Annotated in this window: 17 protein-coding genes and 2 pseudogenes; 12 read left to right on the top strand and 7 right to left on the bottom strand. The window is 51.3% G+C overall.

The features are described from left to right. The first annotated feature begins 51 nt into the window (after nucleotides 1-51). The 3 genes from OXB_RS04025 to wrbA all read left to right on the top strand — a co-directional run bounded on the left by OXB_RS04025 (nucleotide 52) and on the right by wrbA (nucleotide 2,589). Entirely contained in the window at nucleotides 52-1,239 is a 1,188-nt protein-coding gene (locus OXB_RS04025; protein ID WP_041072100.1) for a DUF3238 domain-containing protein, read from the top strand. Nucleotides 1,240-1,313: 74 nt separating this feature from the next. Next, on the top strand, nucleotides 1,314-1,925 hold the full coding sequence (locus tag OXB_RS04020; RefSeq protein WP_041072099.1) for an alpha/beta hydrolase: 612 nt from the start codon (nucleotides 1,314-1,316) through the stop codon (nucleotides 1,923-1,925). A gap of 58 nt (nucleotides 1,926-1,983) precedes the next feature. After that, nucleotides 1,984-2,589 (top strand): NAD(P)H:quinone oxidoreductase, encoded by a 606-nt coding sequence (gene wrbA / locus OXB_RS04015; RefSeq protein WP_041072097.1) that lies wholly within the window; start codon nucleotides 1,984-1,986, stop codon nucleotides 2,587-2,589. Nucleotides 2,590-2,812: 223 nt separating this feature from the next. Here the strand turns inward: wrbA and OXB_RS04010 are convergent, their stop codons facing one another. Then, nucleotides 2,813-3,367 carry a hypothetical protein gene (locus OXB_RS04010; protein ID WP_041072095.1) on the bottom strand — a complete coding sequence of 185 codons (555 nt, stop codon included), beginning with the start codon at nucleotides 3,365-3,367 and terminating at the stop codon, nucleotides 2,813-2,815. Nucleotides 3,368-3,485: 118 nt separating this feature from the next. On the opposite strand from OXB_RS04010, the gene OXB_RS04005 reads away from it, so the two are divergent. Next, complete coding sequence (locus OXB_RS04005) at nucleotides 3,486-4,073, top strand: TetR/AcrR family transcriptional regulator (RefSeq protein ID WP_041072093.1); 588 nt, start codon at nucleotides 3,486-3,488, stop codon at nucleotides 4,071-4,073. Between the two features lie 194 nt (nucleotides 4,074-4,267). Here the strand turns inward: OXB_RS04005 and OXB_RS04000 are convergent, their stop codons facing one another. The 3 genes from OXB_RS04000 to OXB_RS03990 all read right to left on the bottom strand — a co-directional run bounded on the left by OXB_RS04000 (nucleotide 4,268) and on the right by OXB_RS03990 (nucleotide 8,280). After that, nucleotides 4,268-5,686 (bottom strand): sensor histidine kinase, encoded by a 1,419-nt coding sequence (locus OXB_RS04000; protein WP_041072091.1) that lies wholly within the window; start codon nucleotides 5,684-5,686, stop codon nucleotides 4,268-4,270. Then, on the bottom strand, nucleotides 5,683-6,384 hold the full coding sequence (locus tag OXB_RS03995; protein ID WP_041072089.1) for a response regulator transcription factor: 702 nt from the start codon (nucleotides 6,382-6,384) through the stop codon (nucleotides 5,683-5,685). The genes OXB_RS04000 and OXB_RS03995 overlap by 4 nt, the downstream gene beginning before the upstream one ends. Nucleotides 6,385-7,125: 741 nt before the next feature. After that, complete coding sequence (locus OXB_RS03990) at nucleotides 7,126-8,280, bottom strand: S1C family serine protease (RefSeq protein ID WP_052483857.1); 1,155 nt, start codon at nucleotides 8,278-8,280, stop codon at nucleotides 7,126-7,128. 278 nt (nucleotides 8,281-8,558) lie between these two features. Here OXB_RS03990 and adh point away from each other — a divergent pair, with 278 nt between their 5' ends. Continuing rightward, the gene (gene adh, locus OXB_RS03985; RefSeq protein ID WP_041072087.1) at nucleotides 8,559-10,100 is read left to right on the top strand and encodes an aldehyde dehydrogenase; all 1,542 of its coding nucleotides are present in this window, start codon (nucleotides 8,559-8,561) and stop codon (nucleotides 10,098-10,100) included. A gap of 28 nt (nucleotides 10,101-10,128) precedes the next feature. Beyond that, nucleotides 10,129-10,485, top strand: a complete 357-nt coding sequence (locus OXB_RS03980) for a DUF779 domain-containing protein (protein WP_041072085.1) — start codon at nucleotides 10,129-10,131, stop codon at nucleotides 10,483-10,485. Nucleotides 10,486-10,522: 37 nt separating this feature from the next. Here OXB_RS03980 and OXB_RS03975 read toward each other — a convergent pair whose 3' ends face one another. Further along, nucleotides 10,523-10,912, bottom strand: a complete 390-nt coding sequence (locus tag OXB_RS03975; RefSeq protein ID WP_041072083.1) for a thiol-disulfide oxidoreductase DCC family protein — start codon at nucleotides 10,910-10,912, stop codon at nucleotides 10,523-10,525. 189 nt (nucleotides 10,913-11,101) lie between these two features. On the opposite strand from OXB_RS03975, the gene OXB_RS03970 reads away from it, so the two are divergent. The 6 genes and pseudogenes from OXB_RS03970 to OXB_RS18805 all read left to right on the top strand — a co-directional run bounded on the left by OXB_RS03970 (nucleotide 11,102) and on the right by OXB_RS18805 (nucleotide 14,776). Beyond that, on the top strand, nucleotides 11,102-11,296 hold the full coding sequence (locus OXB_RS03970; RefSeq protein ID WP_041072081.1) for a hypothetical protein: 195 nt from the start codon (nucleotides 11,102-11,104) through the stop codon (nucleotides 11,294-11,296). A gap of 139 nt (nucleotides 11,297-11,435) precedes the next feature. Beyond that, nucleotides 11,436-12,104, top strand: a pseudogene (locus OXB_RS03965) (ABC transporter ATP-binding protein). 7 nt (nucleotides 12,105-12,111) lie between these two features. Continuing rightward, nucleotides 12,112-12,564, top strand: a pseudogene (locus tag OXB_RS19175) (deoxyribodipyrimidine photo-lyase); the annotation flags it as partial. Beyond that, a complete protein-coding gene (locus tag OXB_RS19290) occupies nucleotides 12,562-13,527 on the top strand; it encodes a cryptochrome/photolyase family protein (protein ID WP_269447838.1) in 966 nt (321 codons plus the stop codon). The pseudogene OXB_RS19175 and the gene OXB_RS19290, both read left to right, overlap by 3 nt. 161 nt (nucleotides 13,528-13,688) lie before the next feature. After that, nucleotides 13,689-14,000, top strand: coding sequence for a hypothetical protein (locus OXB_RS18350; RefSeq protein ID WP_084212381.1), 312 nt, complete (start codon nucleotides 13,689-13,691; stop codon nucleotides 13,998-14,000). 542 nt (nucleotides 14,001-14,542) lie between these two features. Beyond that, nucleotides 14,543-14,776: a hypothetical protein gene (locus OXB_RS18805; protein ID WP_158333634.1), complete on the top strand. Its 234-nt coding sequence runs from the start codon at nucleotides 14,543-14,545 to the stop codon at nucleotides 14,774-14,776. A gap of 45 nt (nucleotides 14,777-14,821) precedes the next feature. Here the strand turns inward: OXB_RS18805 and metH are convergent, their stop codons facing one another. Both metH and OXB_RS03945 read right to left on the bottom strand, forming a co-directional pair. Then, entirely contained in the window at nucleotides 14,822-18,271 is a 3,450-nt protein-coding gene (metH, locus tag OXB_RS03950) for a methionine synthase (RefSeq protein WP_041072077.1), read from the bottom strand. After that, complete coding sequence (locus tag OXB_RS03945; RefSeq protein WP_041072075.1) at nucleotides 18,252-20,111, bottom strand: bifunctional homocysteine S-methyltransferase/methylenetetrahydrofolate reductase; 1,860 nt, start codon at nucleotides 20,109-20,111, stop codon at nucleotides 18,252-18,254. The genes metH and OXB_RS03945 overlap by 20 nt, the downstream gene beginning before the upstream one ends. Nucleotides 20,112-20,127 lie beyond the last annotated feature (16 nt).

Genomic DNA, 20,127 nt, shown 5'->3' with positions numbered 1-20,127 from the left:
AGTCTCTTCCAAAACAAGCAATTATGAAGGGTAGAAGGAGGCTTCGCGTCCATGCAGCCATTATTTGAGATTCAGACAGTTTTGCATCAGGCGGATCTCATTTCATTCACATGGAATGATGTCGGCGGCCTGTATCGTGTGTATAAAGACGGAACGCATCTGTACGAAGGGACGGTTGCGGAGTTCAGTGATGGTGATTTCACCCATGCGAAACTCTATACGTACACGGTTGAACGTTTGGAAAATGGGGAAGTGGTCGATGTCATCGTCCTTCAGACGTCTGCGTTCGCAGAGGAAAAGAATAAGGAGAATCCCCTGCAATCCATCGTCATGACCACAATCGTCGCCAAGACGCAAATTGCGTTATCTTGGGAAAAAATCAAAGACATCGAAGCATACCATATTTTGCGAAACGGCGTTTATGTAGAAACGGTGAAGGGGAATCGATATATTGATCGGGATATCTCAGTAGATGAGCCTTCCGTCTACTCCATCCATGCTGAACGCCCATTGGCCCAGTCCGAGGAACGGTTGAACGTCGGTAAATCCATCGTGTCGCAAGTGTTTGGCGCCATCAATCCGTTTTCTACGAAAGAGGAAGCGGAAGTGGAGCAATTTTTACTGACTAAGGAAATTGCACCTCCGAGTCAGCTGCTATTGCCCGTCAAGGAGAAAGAAGTCCGGAAACGGGTGGACCATTGGAAATTCCGCTATACGACTTTCTTGCAAGACCAATGGCTTACGAACCCGAATGCGCTGTCGCCGAACCATTATTTTAAAGGGGATGGCAGAGGATTCGCTCCGGACGGGAAAGGGTTCCGGACGCGGGTCGATATCGAACTAGCCTATGATTTAGATCGTTCTCCATTGACCTTTACGAAGCAGGTCGGGGAGTCGGTCGCCTATAATTACTTGAAGCGTTTTCGGGAACGGGCGACCGCTTCATCTGACGGCATCACGCTGAAACGATTGGACCACGGGGAAGGCGAGACCGGTTTTCTCCTTCAACATGCAGTCGGCAATCCGCTGACCACCGCACCACAAATCGACTATGAAGTGACGGCGGTCATGCGGCGGGACGGTTTGTTCGATATATGGGGCTATCATGATCAAGCGCCACATCATTTGGCTCGAGGCGATGGAGATTGGGAAGACATCCACCTTGCCGAAAGCAAAGGGCTTGCCTGGATGTCGCGGATTGTCGCTTGGCAATACTGGCGGATTTCGAACCTGCAATGAAACAGACTTTTTGACAGTCGGCAGAAGCATTGATATATTTATCTCGAATTAAAGATAAATTATGAGGTGACGGGATGATTCATATATTCAAAGAAGGACAGGATCCGAAAAGACCAACTTTGCTTCTGCTGCACGGCACGGGTGGAACGGAACAGGATTTATTGCAGTTGGCGGATTGGGTCGATCCGCAAGCATCGGTGTTGAGTGTCCGTGGGAATGTGTCAGAACACGGTATGCCTCGATTCTTCCGGCGTTTGGCGGAAGGGGTGTTTGACGAAGAAGATTTGATCGCCCGGACGGCAGAATTGCATCAATTCCTTGACGAGACCGCCGGAAAATATAATTTCGACCGTTCCAATGTGGTGGCGATCGGGTATTCAAACGGTGCCAATATTGCGGGAAGTTTGCTATTCCATCATGCAAACAGTTTGAAGGGGGCCATCCTGCATCACCCGATGGTTCCTCGACGTGGGGTGGAATTGCCCGATTTAGCAGGGGTCCGGGTGTTCATAGCAGCAGGGAAGAACGATCCGATGTGTCCGCCGGAAGAAGCAGAGGAATTGGCGGGGTTATTAGGTGCGGCAGGCGCAGAAACGGCGATCCATTGGGAAATGAACGGTCATTCGCTCACCCGATCCGAAGTGGAAGCTGCGGCGGATTGGTATGGAAAGAACATCGTCCATTGAATAAAAAGAAGATTGGATAGACATGCTATTTTGGAAATCAAGAGAGGAGAAGAGGAGTATGGTGAAAACAGCCATTGTGTATTATAGCTCGACAGGGACCAATTACCAGCTCGCTCAATGGGCGGCGGAGGCGGCGAAGGAGGCCGGCTCGGAAGTCAAGGTGTTGAAAGCCCCTGAGACTGCGCCTCAAGCCGCCATTGATTCGAACGAGGCATGGCGGGCGCACGTGGACGCGACAAAAGACGTGCCGGATGTCACTCCGGAGGATTTGGAATGGGCGGACGCCATCATTTTCAGCGTACCAACCCGGTTCGGCAATATGCCCGGGCAGATGAAGAACTTCCTGGATACGACCGGTGGCCTTTGGGCACAAGGGAAGCTTGCGAATAAAGCCGTGAGCGCCATGTCATCAGCACAAAATCCGCATGGGGGCCAAGAAGCGACTATCCTTTCTTTGTATACGACCATGTATCACTGGGGAGCGATCGTTGCAGCGCCGGGCTACACGGATGCCGTCACGTTCGGGGCGGGTGGCAACCCATATGGAACTAGCGTTACGGTGGGACAGGATGGCAAAATGGTTGAGGACGTGCAAGCTGCCGTCAAACACCAAGCCAAACGTACTGTACAAGTGGCAGAAGCATTGCGACATCTGAACGCATAAGGGGCTGTCCAGAAAGTGGATTTTCCGGTTAAACACGCAAAAAGCAAGGGCTCTGGTCGCTTTCCGCGGGCCAGCCGCCGAGCCTCCTCCGGCTTACAGCCGTGCGGGGTCTCGTCGGCCGGCTTTCCCGCAGGAGTCTCCCGGCGCCCTTGCTTTTTGCTAGTATCCAACTCTGTGCCTGGACTTTACGGACAGCCCCTTCTTTTTCATACCGCCTATACCGCTAGGAAACATTTTGTTTCTTTTTTTCCGGCCGTGGCCAAATAAAATACGAAACAGAAATCGCGAAGTCGATGCCAAGGATCAGTGCCCATGTTTTCAGCACGCCGGACAGGGCGGTTGTTTTTTCTGGATCCCCGATAAGGTAAATCATCAGCAGCAACAGAGCACCTCCGATTAAGAAAGCGACAAGATGCTGGAATGACCCTTTCATGGAATGGCGTGCGTATGCCCAACCGGCTTTCCGCTTCGGCTTCTCGCCTTGTTTTTTGACATAGTAGCGAAACCGTTCATCAGCCCACCGAATCATGCTTTTACCGAACGCAATCGAGACGCCCAGGTACACAGCGGCCAAGGCATGAATCTGTGTTGCCGCTGCGCCGTTGTATAAATCTATTGCGGTGACGGTTAATAATAGAAGATCGACAACGGGAGTCAGGGCCAAGAAAAACAAGCCGAGTTTTTTCCGGTTGAATACATATCGGGTCAGTAGCCCAAGCAGGATGACGACCCAAAATCCAACTTCACATGCAATAATCGTCCAGGCAATCAAATTCATAAGCGCACGCCCCTTTTTAATACGTTAGTATTATTTAAAACCAGTATACAGTATCTGTTTTATTTAATACAAGTGTATTGTACATTGCGCAGAAAAATTAATTTGCTAAAATGAAAGTATGCCGAAAATTGTCGATCACGAGAAAAGACGCGAGCAGATTGCGGAGGCAATGTGGCGGGTCATTTTGGATAAAGGGATGGAAGGGGCAACAGTGCGGAATATTGCGGAGGAGGCGGGGCTCTCGCTCGGAGCGCTCCGTCATTATTTTTCGAACCAAGATGATTTGCTAGTCTATGCAATGACTCTCGTGCAAGAGCGGGCGACCGCGCGAATCGGATCTGTCGTAACAAGGGATTTGCCGCCGAAAGAAATGGTCCTCGCCGTCTTGTTGGAAATTGTGCCGGTGAATGTCGAGACACGTGCTGAAATGGAAGTATGGTTCGCGTTCATGGCTCATGTCCGGCATCGGAAAGATACATTGGCGATACCAGAGGATATGATTTTGGAAGGCGTCCAAAAATTGGTGGGCCATTTAGCAGCAAGCGGGGTATTGAAGGATGGGCTTGATTTTGAGTTGGAGGTGGAGCGGCTGTATTCCCTCATTGACGGAATTGCCATCCATGCTTTCTTCGAGCCCGAACGTTTGGCGAGTGAACAAGTGATTGCCACTATCCGTTACCACATTGATTCCATCTGTAAATATTAAAATGAAAGGCTGCCTCCAAGATGTGCAAGGAGACAGCCTTTTCAATTGGGTCAGGTACGGGAAGGGGGTTGCTTGCGTTGCCGAAAGGGTTGCTTGCATTCCGAAGCAGGTTGTTTGTAGAAAACCGTCCATTGCTTGCGCTCCGGTCAGGTTTGCTTGCAAGTCGGCACTTTCGCTTGGAAGAACCCGAACGTTCAAGAATCTTCCGAAGTCTTCGGCAAGGCAATGGTGAACGTGGTCCCTTGTCCCTTCGCGCTGGCGACTTCAATCGTTCCACCGTGGAGGGTGATCAGTTGCTTGACGATGGAGAGACCAAGGCCGAATTCCCCGTATGGATTTGTTGTCCGGGAGACGATCGCCTTGTAGAAGCGGCTCCAAATCTTTTCAATGTCTTCCGGATCCATGCCGATTCCGCTATCCTCGATTTCAATGATGGTATATTCCCCTTCATCAAAGCCACGCAATTGGATCAACCCATTCTCCGTGAACTGGATGCTGTTTTTTGCGATATTGATCAGCACTTGCAGAAGTCTGTCATAGTCGGCCAGGACATGCACTGTCGGCTCGACCTCAATCTGAACGCGATTCCCCTTGGCGCGCGCCTGCCCTTCCAACTGTTCTTTCGTAATTTCAAATAAATCGATAAGCTGTATGCTTTGCTTATCGAGTGTCACTTGGTTGGCCCGGATTTTTTCGTAGTCTAGGTTTTCATTCACTAGACGGATGAGCCGCATCGTCTCGCTGCTTGCCAGGTTCAAGCCTTTCTCCTTCTCCGATTCGGAAATCATATCATTGCGCAGCCCTTCCATGATGCCTCGGATTGTCGTCAGCGGAGTACGCAACTCATGGGAGACATCCGCCATGAATTGACGTCGCCGATTTTCCAAGTTCTCGATTTCCGCTTGCGAAGCTTCCAATTTTTCCACCATCCGATTGAAATCACCGGACAACTCCCCGATTTCGTCAAAATTCGAGGAAGGAACGCGCACAGAATAATCCCCTTGAGCGACGCGTGACGCGCCTTGCCGCAACCTTTCGACACGTTTCACATGGAACGTCGACAAAATCCAACTGATGAGAAGCGCCACTCCTAAAGCGATCAATGTCGTGTAGATCAAATAATGGTTCATTTGCGAAATGATCTCCCGGGATCCCTTGATGGGGGAGGTGAGCAGGATGCCGCCGATGAACTGGTTGTTATGGATATAAGGAAGCAATACAAACGTGACGCCGACGTCAAATCGTTTATAATCCTGCTTGACAATGACGGAATGGCCGTTTGCAATGAGGTTCCATTCTTTTTCCTCCAACTCCACTAGAGGCGTTTTCAAGCCGGTGGAATAAATGATTGCAGAATTCTCGTCGAACAGGCTGTATTGAATATCCCGTCCGTTCAGCACATGGCCGTACGATTGAAGGATCCGGTTTGAATTCGGCCGGTCCCGTTCGATGTCACGCAAGATTTCCTTGCCGTACAAGGTAAGCTCTTCGGTTTTATTATCATAGACGAATCGCTCGATATAATGGGATAACAGCAGACTCAACAGCAGAAAGGCGATTAAGATGACGCTGATATGGCTGGCGAGCTGCTGGTAGAGGACCTTCACTTTCATGCCGGGTCACCACTTGTTTCATCAAATCGGTAGCCGACCCCCCAAACGGTATGGAAGAAGGAACGGTCTTCCGTCGAGATTTTCGTGCGGAGCCGTTTGATATGGACATCGACAGTGCGGTCATCCCCGTAAAAATCATAGCCCCAGACGCGGTCGAGGAGCTGCTCCCGGGAAAACACCTGTCTCGGATGTTGAAGGAAGAAATGAAGCAGATCGAATTCCTTCGGTGTCAAGTTGGGAATCGGCTGGCCGTCGAGCAGCACCTCCCGAGTGTTGGTATCCATTTTAAAACGGGCTGTCCGGAGAACTCCTTCTTCTTCAGGAGGGACGGGCGGCTGGGCATAGCGCCGGGTCACCGCTCGGATGCGCGCCATGAGGGCGAGGGGGCTGAACGGTTTCGTCACATAATCGTCCGCGCCCATTTCCAAGCCGAGCACTTGATCGGATTCACTATCTTTGGCGGTCAGCATGATAATCGGGACATCGACATCAGCTTCCCGCAGTTTCCGGCAAATTGAGACACCGTCCATGCCGGGTAGCATCCAATCGATGATCAGGCAATCCCAATGTTCTCCGCTTGCCCGCCGATAGCCTTCCAATCCGTCCTGGATAAACTCCCCGTCGATCCCTTCCTTGGAAAAGAAGAGCTCGATCATCGAGGACACGCTTTCATTGTCTTCAATCACTAATATTTTCATAGGCCGCCCTCCTTGTCCTTTCATTCAAGGTAAAACGATTACGGGAAATAATCAACCTTGGAGGATTATCGAGGAAGTCGGCTTTTTAGGAAGAGCGGGCGGGTGTACAACGAAACGCTGTTGTTGTCCAACCATTCTGGGGAGTTCTCCAACCAATCGGGGGAGATGTCCAACGAATGGGTCGGGATTTCCAACGAAGGGGCGGGTGTACAACCAAACGCTGTTGTTGTCCAACCATCCCGTGGAGTTCTCCAACCAACCGGGGGAGATGTCCAACGAATGGGGCAGGGTTTCCAACGAAGGAGCGGGTATGCAACGAAACTCCGTTGCTGTCCAACCATGCCGTGGAGTTGTCCAACCAACCGGGGGAGATGTCCAACGAATGGGCGGGTGTGCAACGAAACGCTGTTGTTGTCCAACCATCCCGTGGAGTTGTCCAACCAACCGGGGGAGATGTCCAACGAATGGGCGGGTGTGCAACGAAACGCTGTTGTTGTCCAACCATCCCGTGGAGTTCTCCAACCAACCGGGGGAGATGTCCAACGAATGGGGCAGGATTTCCAACGAACGGTCGGGTGTACAACGAAACGCTGTTGTCGTCCAACCAATCGGGGGAGATGTTCAACGAACGGGTCAGGGTTTCCAACGAACGGTCGGGTGGCCACCATGCCCCGGTTGTTGTCCAACCATCCCGTGGAGTTGTACAACCAACCGGGCGGAATGTCAAACGAAAACCTGTTTTCACCCCTCCCTGGATGACGTGCTCGTCAAGGTCAGTTCGATGGTCTGTTTTTCATTGCCACGATAGATTGTGAACTTCGCTTTGTCGCCGACCGATAACTCGGAATAGAGAAATTTACGGAGTTCTACGGAATTTTCGATGTCTTTTCCGTTGATCGCCGTGATGACATCTTGTTGTTGCAAGCCGGCTTTTCCTGCTGCTGAAGAAGGATCGACGCTCGTAACCAAGACCCCGCCTGTAACGGATTCTGGGAGGTCCTGGACGTACATGGCCGGTACTTCGGCGAGATCGGCAAGACCGACGCCGATATAGGCCCGTTCCACTTGGCCGTGTTCGACCATCTCCTCGAGAAGCGGGATGACATCATTGCTCGGAATGGCGAAGCCGAGGCCTTCCACGCCGTTCTCGGCAATTTTCAAGCTGTTGATGCCCACCACTTTTCCGTCCGTATTCAGCAGAGCCCCGCCGCTGTTACCGGGATTGATGGCTGCGTCTGTTTGGATAACGTTCATTTCCCAATGGCCCGCCGAAGTTTTGACGTCTATCGACCGGTTGACCGCGCTGACAATCCCTTGGGTGACCGTTCCGGAGAAATCAAGCCCGAGCGGATTCCCGATCGCAATGACTTGATCGCCAGCACGGAGGGTGCCTGAATCGCCGAATTCCAGTACGGTTTCCGCATATTTGGCATCAATTTTCAAGACAGCCAGATCGCTCAAGGCATCTTTCCCGATGACTTCGGCATCTGTTTTCTCGCCGTTGTCCAAGACAACTTCCACTTTGGCTGCCCCTTCGATTACATGGTTGTTTGTGACGATTAGCGCATGATCTCCATCAATTTTATAAATCACGCCTGAGCCGGAACCGGCCTCGATACTTTGGCTGGCCTGTGCAAACCGATTCCCCGTATTTTGATAATTGACGATGCCGACAATCGCTCCGGAAGCTTGTTCTACCATATCCGATAGGGAAGCGGCACTTTTTACGGAAGTAGGGTGCACTTCATAATTGGCCGTCGCCGTTTCACTTTCCGAAACCTCTTGCGTCTCGGCGGTGAGCAAGTCGGTGTTCGCAACAACGCCCAATGTCAACATCGAACCCAGTACCCCTGACGCCAGAGTAGATAAGAATTGTTTGCCTTTTGAATGTTCCATTGTATCCGTCTCCTTTGTAATTCATCTGCCTCAATCTTACGGATGAATTATGAACAAATTATTACGGGAGATTGAATAAACCTTGACAACCCGCCGTTTCAAATTTTACATAAACTAAATAGTTGAAAAATTTGAGTTAGTCTGACAGAATGATAGGACAAGCTCCAATATGTAATGATAAAGAGGACATATCAGGGAAGCTTGCAGCATATGGTAATCTTGCGTGCAAATTGAGCCGCCGGTTACCAAACGAAAAATAATCAAGGGAGGAATGGAATTTGGTACAAGCCACAGAAAGTCAAGTTTATGCGTTTCCGAACACGGATGGAGCAAAGGTGAACTTCAAGGAACGGTACGACAATTTTATTGGCGGTAAATGGACAGCCCCTGTAAACGGGGAGTACTTTGATAATGTCACACCGGTGACAGGAAAAATATTTACCCAAGTTGCCCGGTCGACGAAGGAAGATATCGAGCTTGCCTTGGATGCAGCCCACGCGGCGAAGGATTCATGGGCGAAGACATCGGTGACGGAACGTGCGAACATTCTTCTGAAAATCGCCGATCGCATGGAAGAGAACTTGGAAATGTTAGCTGTTGCAGAAACTTGGGAAAACGGCAAGGCGGTCCGTGAAACATTGAACGCCGATTTGCCGCTCGCCATCGATCACTTCCGGTATTTCGCGTCGGCTATCCGTTCGCAAGAGGGCGGCGTAAGCCAGATTGATGACGATACGGTTGCGTACCATTTCCATGAGCCGATCGGAGTCGTCGGCCAGATCATCCCTTGGAATTTTCCACTTCTCATGGCGGTTTGGAAATTGGCCCCCGCCCTTGCTGCAGGGAACTGTGTCGTATTGAAGCCGGCCGAGCAGACTCCTTCTTCGATTATGGTATTAATTGAACTCATCGAGGATTTATTGCCGGCAGGCGTAGTCAATGTCGTAAACGGTTTCGGTTTGGAAGCCGGAAAACCGCTTGCCTCCAATCCGCGGATCGGCAAGATTGCGTTTACAGGAGAGACGACGACAGGTCGACTCATCATGCAATATGCTTCTCAAAATATCATCCCGGTCACGCTGGAACTAGGCGGGAAATCGCCGAACATCTTCTTTGAGGACGTGATGGCGGAAGATGATGAATTCCTGGATAAAGCGATTGAAGGCTTCGTCATGTTCGCGCTGAACCAAGGGGAAGTGTGCACATGCCCTTCGCGCGCCTTGATTCAGGAGTCGATTTATGATGAATTCATGGAGCGTGCTCTGGAACGTGTCAAAGCGATCAAAATTGGAAATCCGCTAGATCCATCAGTCATGATGGGTGCCCAGGCATCAACGGAGCAACTGGAAAAAATCTTGTCCTATCTCGATATCGGCAAGCAAGAGGGCGCGGAATGCCTGATTGGCGGGGAGCAGAACCGGCTGGAAGGGGAGTTGGAAGGCGGCTACTACGTTCAGCCTACGGTCTTCAAAGGGAATAATAAAATGCGGATTTTCCAAGAGGAAATCTTCGGTCCTGTTGTGTCGGTGACGACATTCAAGACGAAAGAAGAAGCCTTGGAAATCGCAAATGATACATTGTACGGTCTTGGTTCGGGCGTCTGGACACGCGATATCAATACTGCGTACCGGTTCGGCCGAAAAATCGAGGCGGGTCGCGTCTGGACGAACTGCTACCATGCCTACCCTGCCCATGCAGCATTTGGAGGCTATAAAGCATCCGGGATCGGACGTGAAAATCATCTGCAAATGCTATCGCACTATCAGCAGACGAAAAATATGCTCGTGAGCTACAGCCCGAATAAGCAAGGGTTCTTCTGATCGGACCAATCGAAGGGATGTGGAAGCTTTGCCAGATCGCGTCATCGCAACGGACGCAGCTTTGGAACTGATCGATTTCCTGAAGCGGAAACACGGTCCGCTTCTATTCCATCAGTCAGGTGGTTGCTGTGACGGCTCTTCGCCAATGTGTTATCCGGAGGGCGACCTGATCATCGGCGATCAGGACGTGCTGCTTGGGTCTATCGGCGGAGTCCCGTTCTATATGCACAAAAACCAGTTCGACTATTGGAAGCATACCCAGCTCATCATCGATGTCGTGGAGGGGCGGGGCGGCATGTTCTCGCTCGAGGGCGTGGAAGGGAAACGGTTCCTGACAAGGTCGCGCGCTTTTACGGCAGAAGAGAACGAGCAATTGCAGGCATAAAAAAAGCTGCTTCCGGGCAGCTTTTTTCCAATTCAATTCATATAAACCGTTTCCGCTCTTCGGGAGTCGGAAGCATGCAGGCCTCTTTTTTCCCGAACCATCTGTAGCGGTTCTTGGCGACGTAGTCATAGACGGCATCCCGGATTGGACGCGGGACGAGGATCAACAAGAACAGTATATGCCACATGCCGTCCAGTTTCTTTGCGATATGGAGTGCCGCCGCAGATTTTGTGTACGCCTTCTCCTTCTCAATCAATACAATGCTGTCCACATCATCCGGTATCTGATACTGCTCCCTGTATTTTTGTCCGGTGTCGCTTTGCAGGGAAGCGAACAGGAAATGTTCTGCCGGATCGCGCTTCAGTATGAATTGCACACTCGCATCGCAGAAGTTGCAGTCCCCGTCGAACAGGATAATCCTTTTCATCTCTACACCTCCTAGCACATCTTGTCTATCTTTAAGTATAACCTCTAATCCCCTGATGAAACGCATTGGCATATGTCTTTACAAGATTCAGTAAATTCTGTATGATAGAATATGAGAATAGATTGCTGTGCCAAAGACGACTGTCGATGTAATTCTGTCACGGAATAACGGTTGAGGAGTGATCTATGTATGAAGAAATTTGTAGATTCCAACGAAATGGAGCGTCGGAGAGACAAAGACGTCCATGCTTCTTTGCGCATGGTCGGCGAAGGAGCGCCTGATTACGGAGCCACCGACCCGCAGAGGACCGAGCGCTATTTAGCCGCCAGATTATCCGACCTCGAAGGATTTGACGAAGATCAGCTTCCAGCTGCCTACCAATAATAAACCCCCACCTCATGTGGGGGTTTTTAGTTTGCATTATTCGGATTGCCCTAAACTCCCTCATAAGAGGAGGTTACCGTAATCGCCTTCAAATTCCTGCCTCTCAAATGCTCGATTGCTCCGGCCCCTCCCAAGTGAAATTCGATGTCCGGGTGCTCCGACATTCGGCTCGGGGCGAACACAGGTGGAGGCGCTGAAAAAGACCGATTTCCAAGCGGTGCGCGGTGAATTGATCGCCATCATCGGTCCGTCCAGATCAGGCAAGAGTACCTTCCTGACAATCATCGGCGGATTGCTGTCTCCGACGGAGGGAGATGTCATCATCAACGAACAAAACCGATCCGCTCTGAATGAAAAGCAAAGGTCCCCTATCCGCTTGAAGGAAATCGGCTTCGTCCTCCAGGCATCCAATCTCGTTCCTTTCCTCAACGTGGCCGGTCAATTAAGACTCTTGGACAATGTGAAGAAAGGAAATATGTCGAAGAAAGATCTGGAGCAACTGTATGAGGACCTTGGAATCGGCGAGCTACGGTCCAAGTATCCATCCGACCTGTCGGGAGGGGAAAGGCGGCGGGTTGCCATCGCCAAAGCTCTGTACAGCAATCCTTCGATCATTTTAGCGGTTGAACCGACAGCCTAGCTCGACTCGGATCGGGCGTATGAAGTGATGGAGCTGCTGGAAAGCGAAACGAAAACTAAAAATACGACAACGATTGTTGTGACCCATGATATCCGGTTGATCGGATATTGCGACAAAGTGTATAACATGACGGTTGGTGTCCTAACCTTGCAGGAGGAAGGGCGGTGAATCCGCGATGAAGAAAAAAACGATAGTCTGGTTCAGGAACGATCTGCGGCTCCACGATCATCCCGCCTTGTGGGAGGCATCCCGTTCGGGAGCAGTCATTCCGGTCTACATCGCTCCTCCCGACGAGCAGGGGAAGGCATGACGCTGGTGGTTGTATCATTCTTTGTTACGATTGCGGGAAAGTCTCGTGTCGAAAGGTTCACCGCTTGTCATCCGTTCGGGGAATCCATCCGAAGTACTTGGAAGCCTCGTCTTCGAAACGGGGGCGGCTGCCGTCTTTTGGAATGAGCGGTATGAACCGGATGTCCGGCTGCGGGACAGGGACATATCAGAGTATCTGCAAGCGAAGGGTGTGGAAGTGCGCCGGTTCCATGGTCATCTTTTATTCGACCCGGATCGGTTGTGGAATGGGAAGCAGGAGCCGTATAAAGTATTTACCTCGTTTTGGAAACGTTGCATGCATGAGGCGGTTCCGCCGGCCGTCGGGGTGCCGGATCGGTTGGAGGGCATCGGGGATGTGGTGGAATCGCTGACTGTGGAGAGACTCGGACTGTTGCCACAGGAAGAGGTGGATTTTGGAGAATATTGGATTCCCGGAGAGGCAGGGGCCGTTGCGCAATGGGAGACATTCGTTGACGAAAGGTTGGGCGCGTATGCAGCTGGAAGGGATTTTCCGCATCAGGACACCATTTCGTCACTGTCGCCATATGTGTCACATGGAGAAATCAGCGTTCGGGCAGTTTGGCATGAGGTCAGGTGCCGGGCTGAGTCGGAGAGCTCCCTGCGACAGACAGCGGATGCATTTCTGCGGCAACTGATCTGGAGGGATTTTGCCTACCATCAGCTGCTGCATTTTCCGGGGATGCTGCACTCTTCTCTGCGCTGCCAATTTGAGAGCTTTCCTTGGGAGGGGACGGCGGATCAGTTTGCAGCGTGGAAACAGGGCAGGACGGGGTATCCGCTTGTCGATGCCGGGATGCGGCAACTGCAGGAAACGGGGTTCATCCACAACCGGGTTCGGATGGTTGCTGCTTCTTTCCTGGTGAAGCATCTTCTCATCCCCTGGACTGCGGGTTCGGATTGGTTTGGAGATAGGCTGATCGATTTTGATGCGGCGAACAACGCCATGGGTTGGCAGTGGGTGACGGGCAGTGGCATTGACGCTGCCCCGTATTTCCGCATATTCAATCCTATTATCCAAAGCGAGAAATTTGACGCGAATGGATTTTATATCCGTCGTTGGCTTCCAGAGCTGGGGAAGCTTCCCGCTCCGTACATCCACCATCCTTGGACTGCTTCCGATGAGGTGCTCGCTGAAGCGGACATCCGGCTTGGAGAGGACTATCCGTATCCGATGATCGATCACGCTTATGCAAGGAAACGGGCATTGGAGGCATATGATACTGTGAAGGGGAAAGCTTGATCGGAAAGGCACCGATCAAGCTTTTTTTGACGATTCTGCAATACCGGCTCGAAAAAGGGGAATATGTCCCGCTTTTCTGCAATAAATCCGCATTGACTGGTTGCCCGCCCGTGTGCCCGTCTCCAGTTCCGCATGTAATATAGGAAGTAGGAGGTGAGAAAATGATGATGCACCACGGACATCACCATGGACATTGCCACGGAGGTCAAGTGATGCCGATGACCCAGGCACAACCGGTAGTCTGTCCAACCCAGTACCGTTGCCACAATTCATTTATTCCACGGGAGGTCCCTTATATCCATCCATTTGTCAACGTGAACGTACAGCATTACGTTGACGTGCCAAGACATTATTATACAGAAACGAATGAAACGGTCATGGGCCCACCAGTTCAAGCGCGCCCGGGATGCGGACCGACAATGGGTGGAGGATTTGGCCGGGGGTTTGGCCGAGGCCGCAGACCTTGGAGATAAGAAAGAGATAAGTATGGTTAATGAAATTACCCTGTCCGCCAGTTTTTCATCTGCGGACGGGGCTTTATTGTTGGAAACAATCGGGCGCCGTTGTCCAACCACGATGTAGGTTTCCAACCAATCGGCAGCGATGTCCAACGAAGTCTTGGAGTTGTCCAACGAATCCGGGGAGTTGTCCAACAAATGAGCGGAGTTGTCCAACCACGATGTAGGTTTCCAACCAATCGGTGAAGATGTCCAACGAAGTCTCGGAGATATCCAACGAATCCGGGGAGATATCCAACGAACGAGCGCCGTTGTCCAACCACGATGTAGGTTTCCAACCAATCGGTGAAGATGTCCAACGAAGTCTCGGAGATATCCAACGAATCCGGGGAGATATCCAACGAACGAGCGCCGTTGTCCAACCACGATGTAGGTTTCCAACCAATCGGTGAAGATGTCCAACGAAGTCTCGGAGATATCCAACGAATCCGGGGAGATATCCAACGAACGAGCGCCGTTGTCCAACCACGATGTAGGTTTCCAACCAATCGGTGAAGATGTCCAACGAAGTCTCGGAGATATCCAACGAATCCGGGGAGATATCCAACGAACGAGCGCCGTTGTCCAACCACGATGTAGGTTTCCAACCAATCGGCAGCGATGTCCAACGAAGTCTCGGAGTTGTCCAACGAATCCGGGGAGTTGTCCAACGAACGAGCGCCGTTGTCCAACCACCAACTGCCGTTGTCCAACCACCAACTGCCGTTGTCCAACAATCCTCGTCAAATTGAAAAACCCCACCAAAACGTTCCCGTTTTGATGGGGTGCTATTCAAATCAATCCACATTAAAGTAGCGTGCATCCGGGTGGGAGAAGACAATCGCCGAGACGGAGGCTTCCGGTTCCATCATGAATTCTTCGGTCAAATGGACGCCGATATCTTCCGGCTTCAGCAAGCCGAATAGTTTTGCCTGGTCTTCCAAGTTCGGACAGGCCGGGTAGCCGAAGGAGAAGCGTTGTCCTTCGTATTTCGCCGCGAACCGTTCGCGCATCGTGAAATCGGTCGGATCGGAGATGCCCCATTGGTCGCGCATCTCTTGGTGGACCCGCTCGGCGAATCCTTCCGCAAGCTCCAAAGCCGTTGCTTGGAATGCGTGGCTCTCCAAAAACTTCCCATCCGCTTTCAATCGGTTGGCATAATCTCGGACACCATGCCCCGCGGTCACTTGCATAAAACCAACATAGTCCATAATGCCGCTGCTGACCGGTTTCAAATAGTCCGCCAGACAGAGGAATGGTTCCTTGCTTTGGCGCGGGAAGGTGAACCGTTCGATTTCCGTTTTCCCATCTTCCGGGTCATAGATGATGACATCGTCGCCGTCGGATTGGGCCGGGAAGAATCGATACATCCCAGAAGCTGTCAGATTGCCGGACTCCAGGAAGCCGGTGACCATTTCATGCAGTTCGACTGCCCGCGGTTCCCGCTCTTCCAGCATTTTATCGACATTGCCACGCAAGCCGAGATGGTGGCCGATCAGTGTACGCATGTTGACGTACGGATATAAGTGGGAAACAGAGTAATCCTTCAGAACACGTCGACGCAAGTCGTTCGGCACGCGAACCGGCACGTCTTCCCGAACGGTTTTCACCGGACGTACCGCCACGGCGACAGCTCCTGAATTGGCTTGCTTCGCCGCTTTAATCGCATCGTTTTCAGCCCGGCGCTCTTGCTGTTCAATCAATTCATTCAACAATACTTGTTTTTCGTCACTATCTTGAAGACGGTTTGCCAGTTCAAGCCCGTACATCGCGTCTTTCGCGTACAAAACCGGACCGTCGTATTCCGGTGCAATTTTCGTTTCGGTGAATCGGCGGGTCAACGCAGCACCGCCAACGAGGACCGGCACATCGATTCCAACTGCTTTAAAGTCTTGAGCTGTCAACACCATTTGTTGCGCCGATTTGACAAGAAGCCCCGACAGGCCGATGATATCCGGCTTTTCTTTACGAATGGCTTCAATCAACGTGGTAGGGGTCACTTTGATGCCGAGATCGACGACTTGATAGCCGTTATTGCTTAAAATGATGTCGACCAAGTTCTTCCCGATATCATGGACGTCCCCTTTGACGGTCGCCAGGACGATTTTCCCTTTGCCCGTATCATCCGCTTCTTTATCCATGAACTGTTCCAGGAAGGACACGGACGCTTTCATCACTTCCGCACTTTGCAGCACTTCCGCAACAATCAGCTGATTATCGTTGAATAAACGACCGACTTCCGCCATGCCTTCCATCAATGGACCATTGATGATATCGAGTGGGGCATCGTACATTTTCAATGCCGCTTCCAAGTCAGGAATCAATCCCTCTTTCGTCCCTTCCACGACATAATAGCTAAGTCGTTCCGGCACAGTTTTCGGAATATCATCTTCCGTTTTCTCTTTCTTCTTCCCGCGGTAAAAATTCGTGAATTCAGCAAGTGTCTCATCCGTTGTGGAGAATAACAGCTCGTTCGCCATCTTCACTTCTTCTTCCGGAATCGAAGCGTAGCGTTCCAATTTCTCCGTATTGACGATCGCGTAATCCAGACCAGCTTGCGTACAGTGATACAAATACACGGCATTCAACACTTCGCGGCCAACCGGTGGAAGTCCGAATGATACGTTACTCACACCGAGGGTCGTTAACGCCCGAGGCATTTTTTCCTTGATCATCCGAATACCTTCAATCGTCTCCACAGCAGAGCCGATATATTGCTCATCTCCTGTGCCGACAGGGAATACAAGTGGGTCGAAAATGATGTCTTCCGGAGCCAAGCCCCATTTATTGACCAATAAATCATAGGAGCGCTCGGCCACTTCCAACTTCCGCTCGCGGGTGACCGCCATTCCAATCTCGTCAATCGTACCGACAACGACGGCAGCCCCATATTTCTTCACGAGAGGCATCACCGCGTCGAAACGCTCTTCGCCGTCCTCCAAGTTGATGGAGTTGATAATCACTTTCCCTTGGGAATATTTCAATGCTTCTTCGATGACTTTCTCGTCCGTCGAGTCGATCATGAGAGGCACTTTCACTTTTTTCACGACTTCTTTCATGAAGTGTTTCATATCTTCCAGCTCATCCCGGTCGGGGTTCGCCAAACAAACATCGATAACATGCGCTCCGCCCCGTACTTGAGCACGTGCAATCTCGGATGCTTCTTCAAATTTCCCGTCGACAATCAACTGCTTAAACTTCCGGGAACCTATGACATTTGTCCGCTCACCGACTAGGAGAGGCCGCATCGAATCATCATAGAGTAGGGGTTCAATTCCTGAAACCGCGTGACCATGTGATACTTCAGGACGTTGGCGAGGTGTTTTTCCATCAACGACTTCGCGGATCGCACGGATATGTGCTGGGGTCGTCCCGCAGCAGCCGCCCACCAAATTTAACCAACCTTTCTCCGCAAATCCTTCCAACTTTTTGGAGAGGGATTCAGGAGATTCGTGGTAATGCCCTTCTTCATCCGGCAGGCCGGCGTTCGGATAACAGCTGACGTAGCCCGTTGCCAAGTCGGATAGGGACCGTAAATGATCGGTCATGAATTCAGGACCTGTCGCACAGTTCAAACCGACAGATAGTGGCTTGATATGTTCGATTGAAATATAGAACGATTCAATGCTTTGGCCGGCAAGCGTTGTTCCCATCGGCTCGATCGTACCGGAAATCATGACAGGGATCTCTTTGCCGGTCTCTTCGAATGCACGCTTGATGCCGAGTGTTCCGGCTTTGACATTGAGCATATCTTGGCTCGTTTCCATCAAAATCAAGTCGCAGCCGCCTTCGATCAACGCTTTCGCTTGCACGTAGAAATCTTCGGTCAGTCCGTCGAACGTTGCACCGCCAGTAACGGAAAGCGTTTTGGTCGTCGGTCCCATCGCACCCGCGACAAACCGCGGCCATTCCGGGGTGGAGAACTCCTCCGCGCATTTTTTCGCGATTTGGGCCGCTTGGAAATTGATTTCATGCGCCCGGTCGCCCAAATCGTAATCGTCGAGGACGATTGGAGTGCCGCCAAATGTGTTCGTGCAGATGATGTCCGCGCCCGCGTCCAAGTATTCGCGGTGAATCCGGTCCAGCACATCCGGACGGGTAATATTCAAAAACTCATTACAGCCATCATACTCTTCGCCGCCAAAATCGTCCGGCGTCAAGTCGGCAGCCTGCAGCATTGTGCCCATTGCACCATCTATGATGAGAATTCTTTTCTGAAGTTGTTGTTCAATTGGATGAGTTGGCATGGACAAGTTCCCTCTCCTTCTTTGCATCTAGTTCTTTAATGTGTTGAATCAATTCCAAAGACATATCGTAACGAAGGAAAGGCGTGATGATATAGATGCCGTTGAATAGCCTGGCCGCTGTGTCGACCAGTTCCTTGGCGATTTGAATCCCTTCCTCCGTCGATTTCTGGCGGTCATCTCCGCAAGCGCGCATCCGTTCCAATACTTCGTCCGATAGCTTGATGCCCGGCACCTCATTATGCAGGAATTCCGCGTTTCGGATATTTGTCAACGGCATGATGCCGATGAAGATCGGTGTATCAAGATGTTTCGTCGCCTCGTAGATTTCCTCGATCTTCTCTTTTGAATAAACCGGCTGGCTGATGAAATAATCCGCGCCGCTTTCAATTTTCTTCTCCAACCGCTTGACGGCACGCTCCACCACCCGGACATTCGGGTTGAAGGCGGCTGCGACCGAGAAGGACGCTTTCTTCTTCAGCGGTTTGCCGGAGAAGGAAATCCCTTCATTCAACTGCTTGATCAGTTGTGTCAATTCCATACTGTTGACGTCGTAGACATTGGTTGCGCCCGGGAAGTCGCCCACTTTCGTCGGATCTCCCGTAACGGCCAGAATGTCTTGGATATCGAGCGCATCCAGGCCCATCAAATGCGATTGCAAGCCGATCAGGTTACGATCACGGCATGTAATGTGGATGAGCGGCCGGATGTTGTACTGTTGTTTCAAGATTGCGCCCATTGCGACATTGCTGATCCGCGGTGAGGCGAGCGAGTTATCGGCCATTGTGATGGCGTCGATACCTGCTTCGTTCAGCAAGTTGGCACCTTCGACGAATTTTTCAATTTCCAGTGTCCGCGGCGTGTCGAGTTCGACGATGACGGACCGTTCCCGCTTCACTTTTTCGTGGATCGGTTCGTTGACAGCCGGTTTTGCTTCGCGGATGACGACCGGTTTTTGCTGTTTCACTTCTTTGGCTACGACTGGTGCCAGCCCGGCGAGTTGTTTCTTCGCCGCTTCGATATGCTTCGGTGTCGTACCGCAGCATCCGCCGATCAGACGGACACCTTCATTGCGAAGGGACAGGGCGGCCCGGCCGAAATAATCTGCTTCGGATACATAGACGATCCGGCCATCTTCTACGTCGAGAAGGCTCGCATTCGGGTAGGCGGATAAAAATGCCTTCTCCGGCAAAGTGACTTCTTCAAATGCTTGGTTTGTATGGAACGGGCCGAGGCGGCAGTTGACGCCGACTACATCCGCACCGAGCGCCTCCAATCGATGAAGTGCTTCGTTCAAGGAAAGCCCGTTTTGCAACACGCCCGGTTCATCCATCGATACTTGGGCGATGATCGGGGTGTCGGTCATAGTGCGAATCAACTGGACGACAGCGGATAATTCCTCAAAATCGTAATATGTTTCGAGCAAAATTCCATCTGGATCTCCCGTCAGCAAATGTTGGGCCTGTTGCTGGACGATCGACTGGATTTCTTGCAAGGTGGCATCGCTTTTCCGGATGCCGCGAATGCCCCCAATCGTACCAAGCACAAACTGTCCGCCGGGAGCTGCCGCTTTCTTCGCAATCTGGATGGCTGCCTCATTGAACTCTTTCACCCGGTCTTCCATGCCATAGCGTGCCAGTTTCAGAGCGTTCGCGCTGTAGGTGTTCGTCTGAATGACGTCTGCTCCCGCCTGGATGTAATCTTGGTGGATCTTTTCAATAATTTCAGGCTTTTCAACATTCAATTCTTCATAGCAAAAGTCGATTCCGTACGAATAAAGCAACGTCCCGATGGCACCATCGGCAGTCAGTACATCGGTTTTCAATTTATCTAGCAATGACATGGATTTTGTTCTCCCT

Source organism: Bacillus sp. OxB-1, from assembly GCF_000829195.1.
Taxonomy (GTDB): domain Bacteria; phylum Bacillota; class Bacilli; order Bacillales_A; family Planococcaceae; genus Sporosarcina.
Note: the sequence above shows the minus strand (reverse complement) of the source record. Positions and strands in the feature narration are given on the sequence as shown.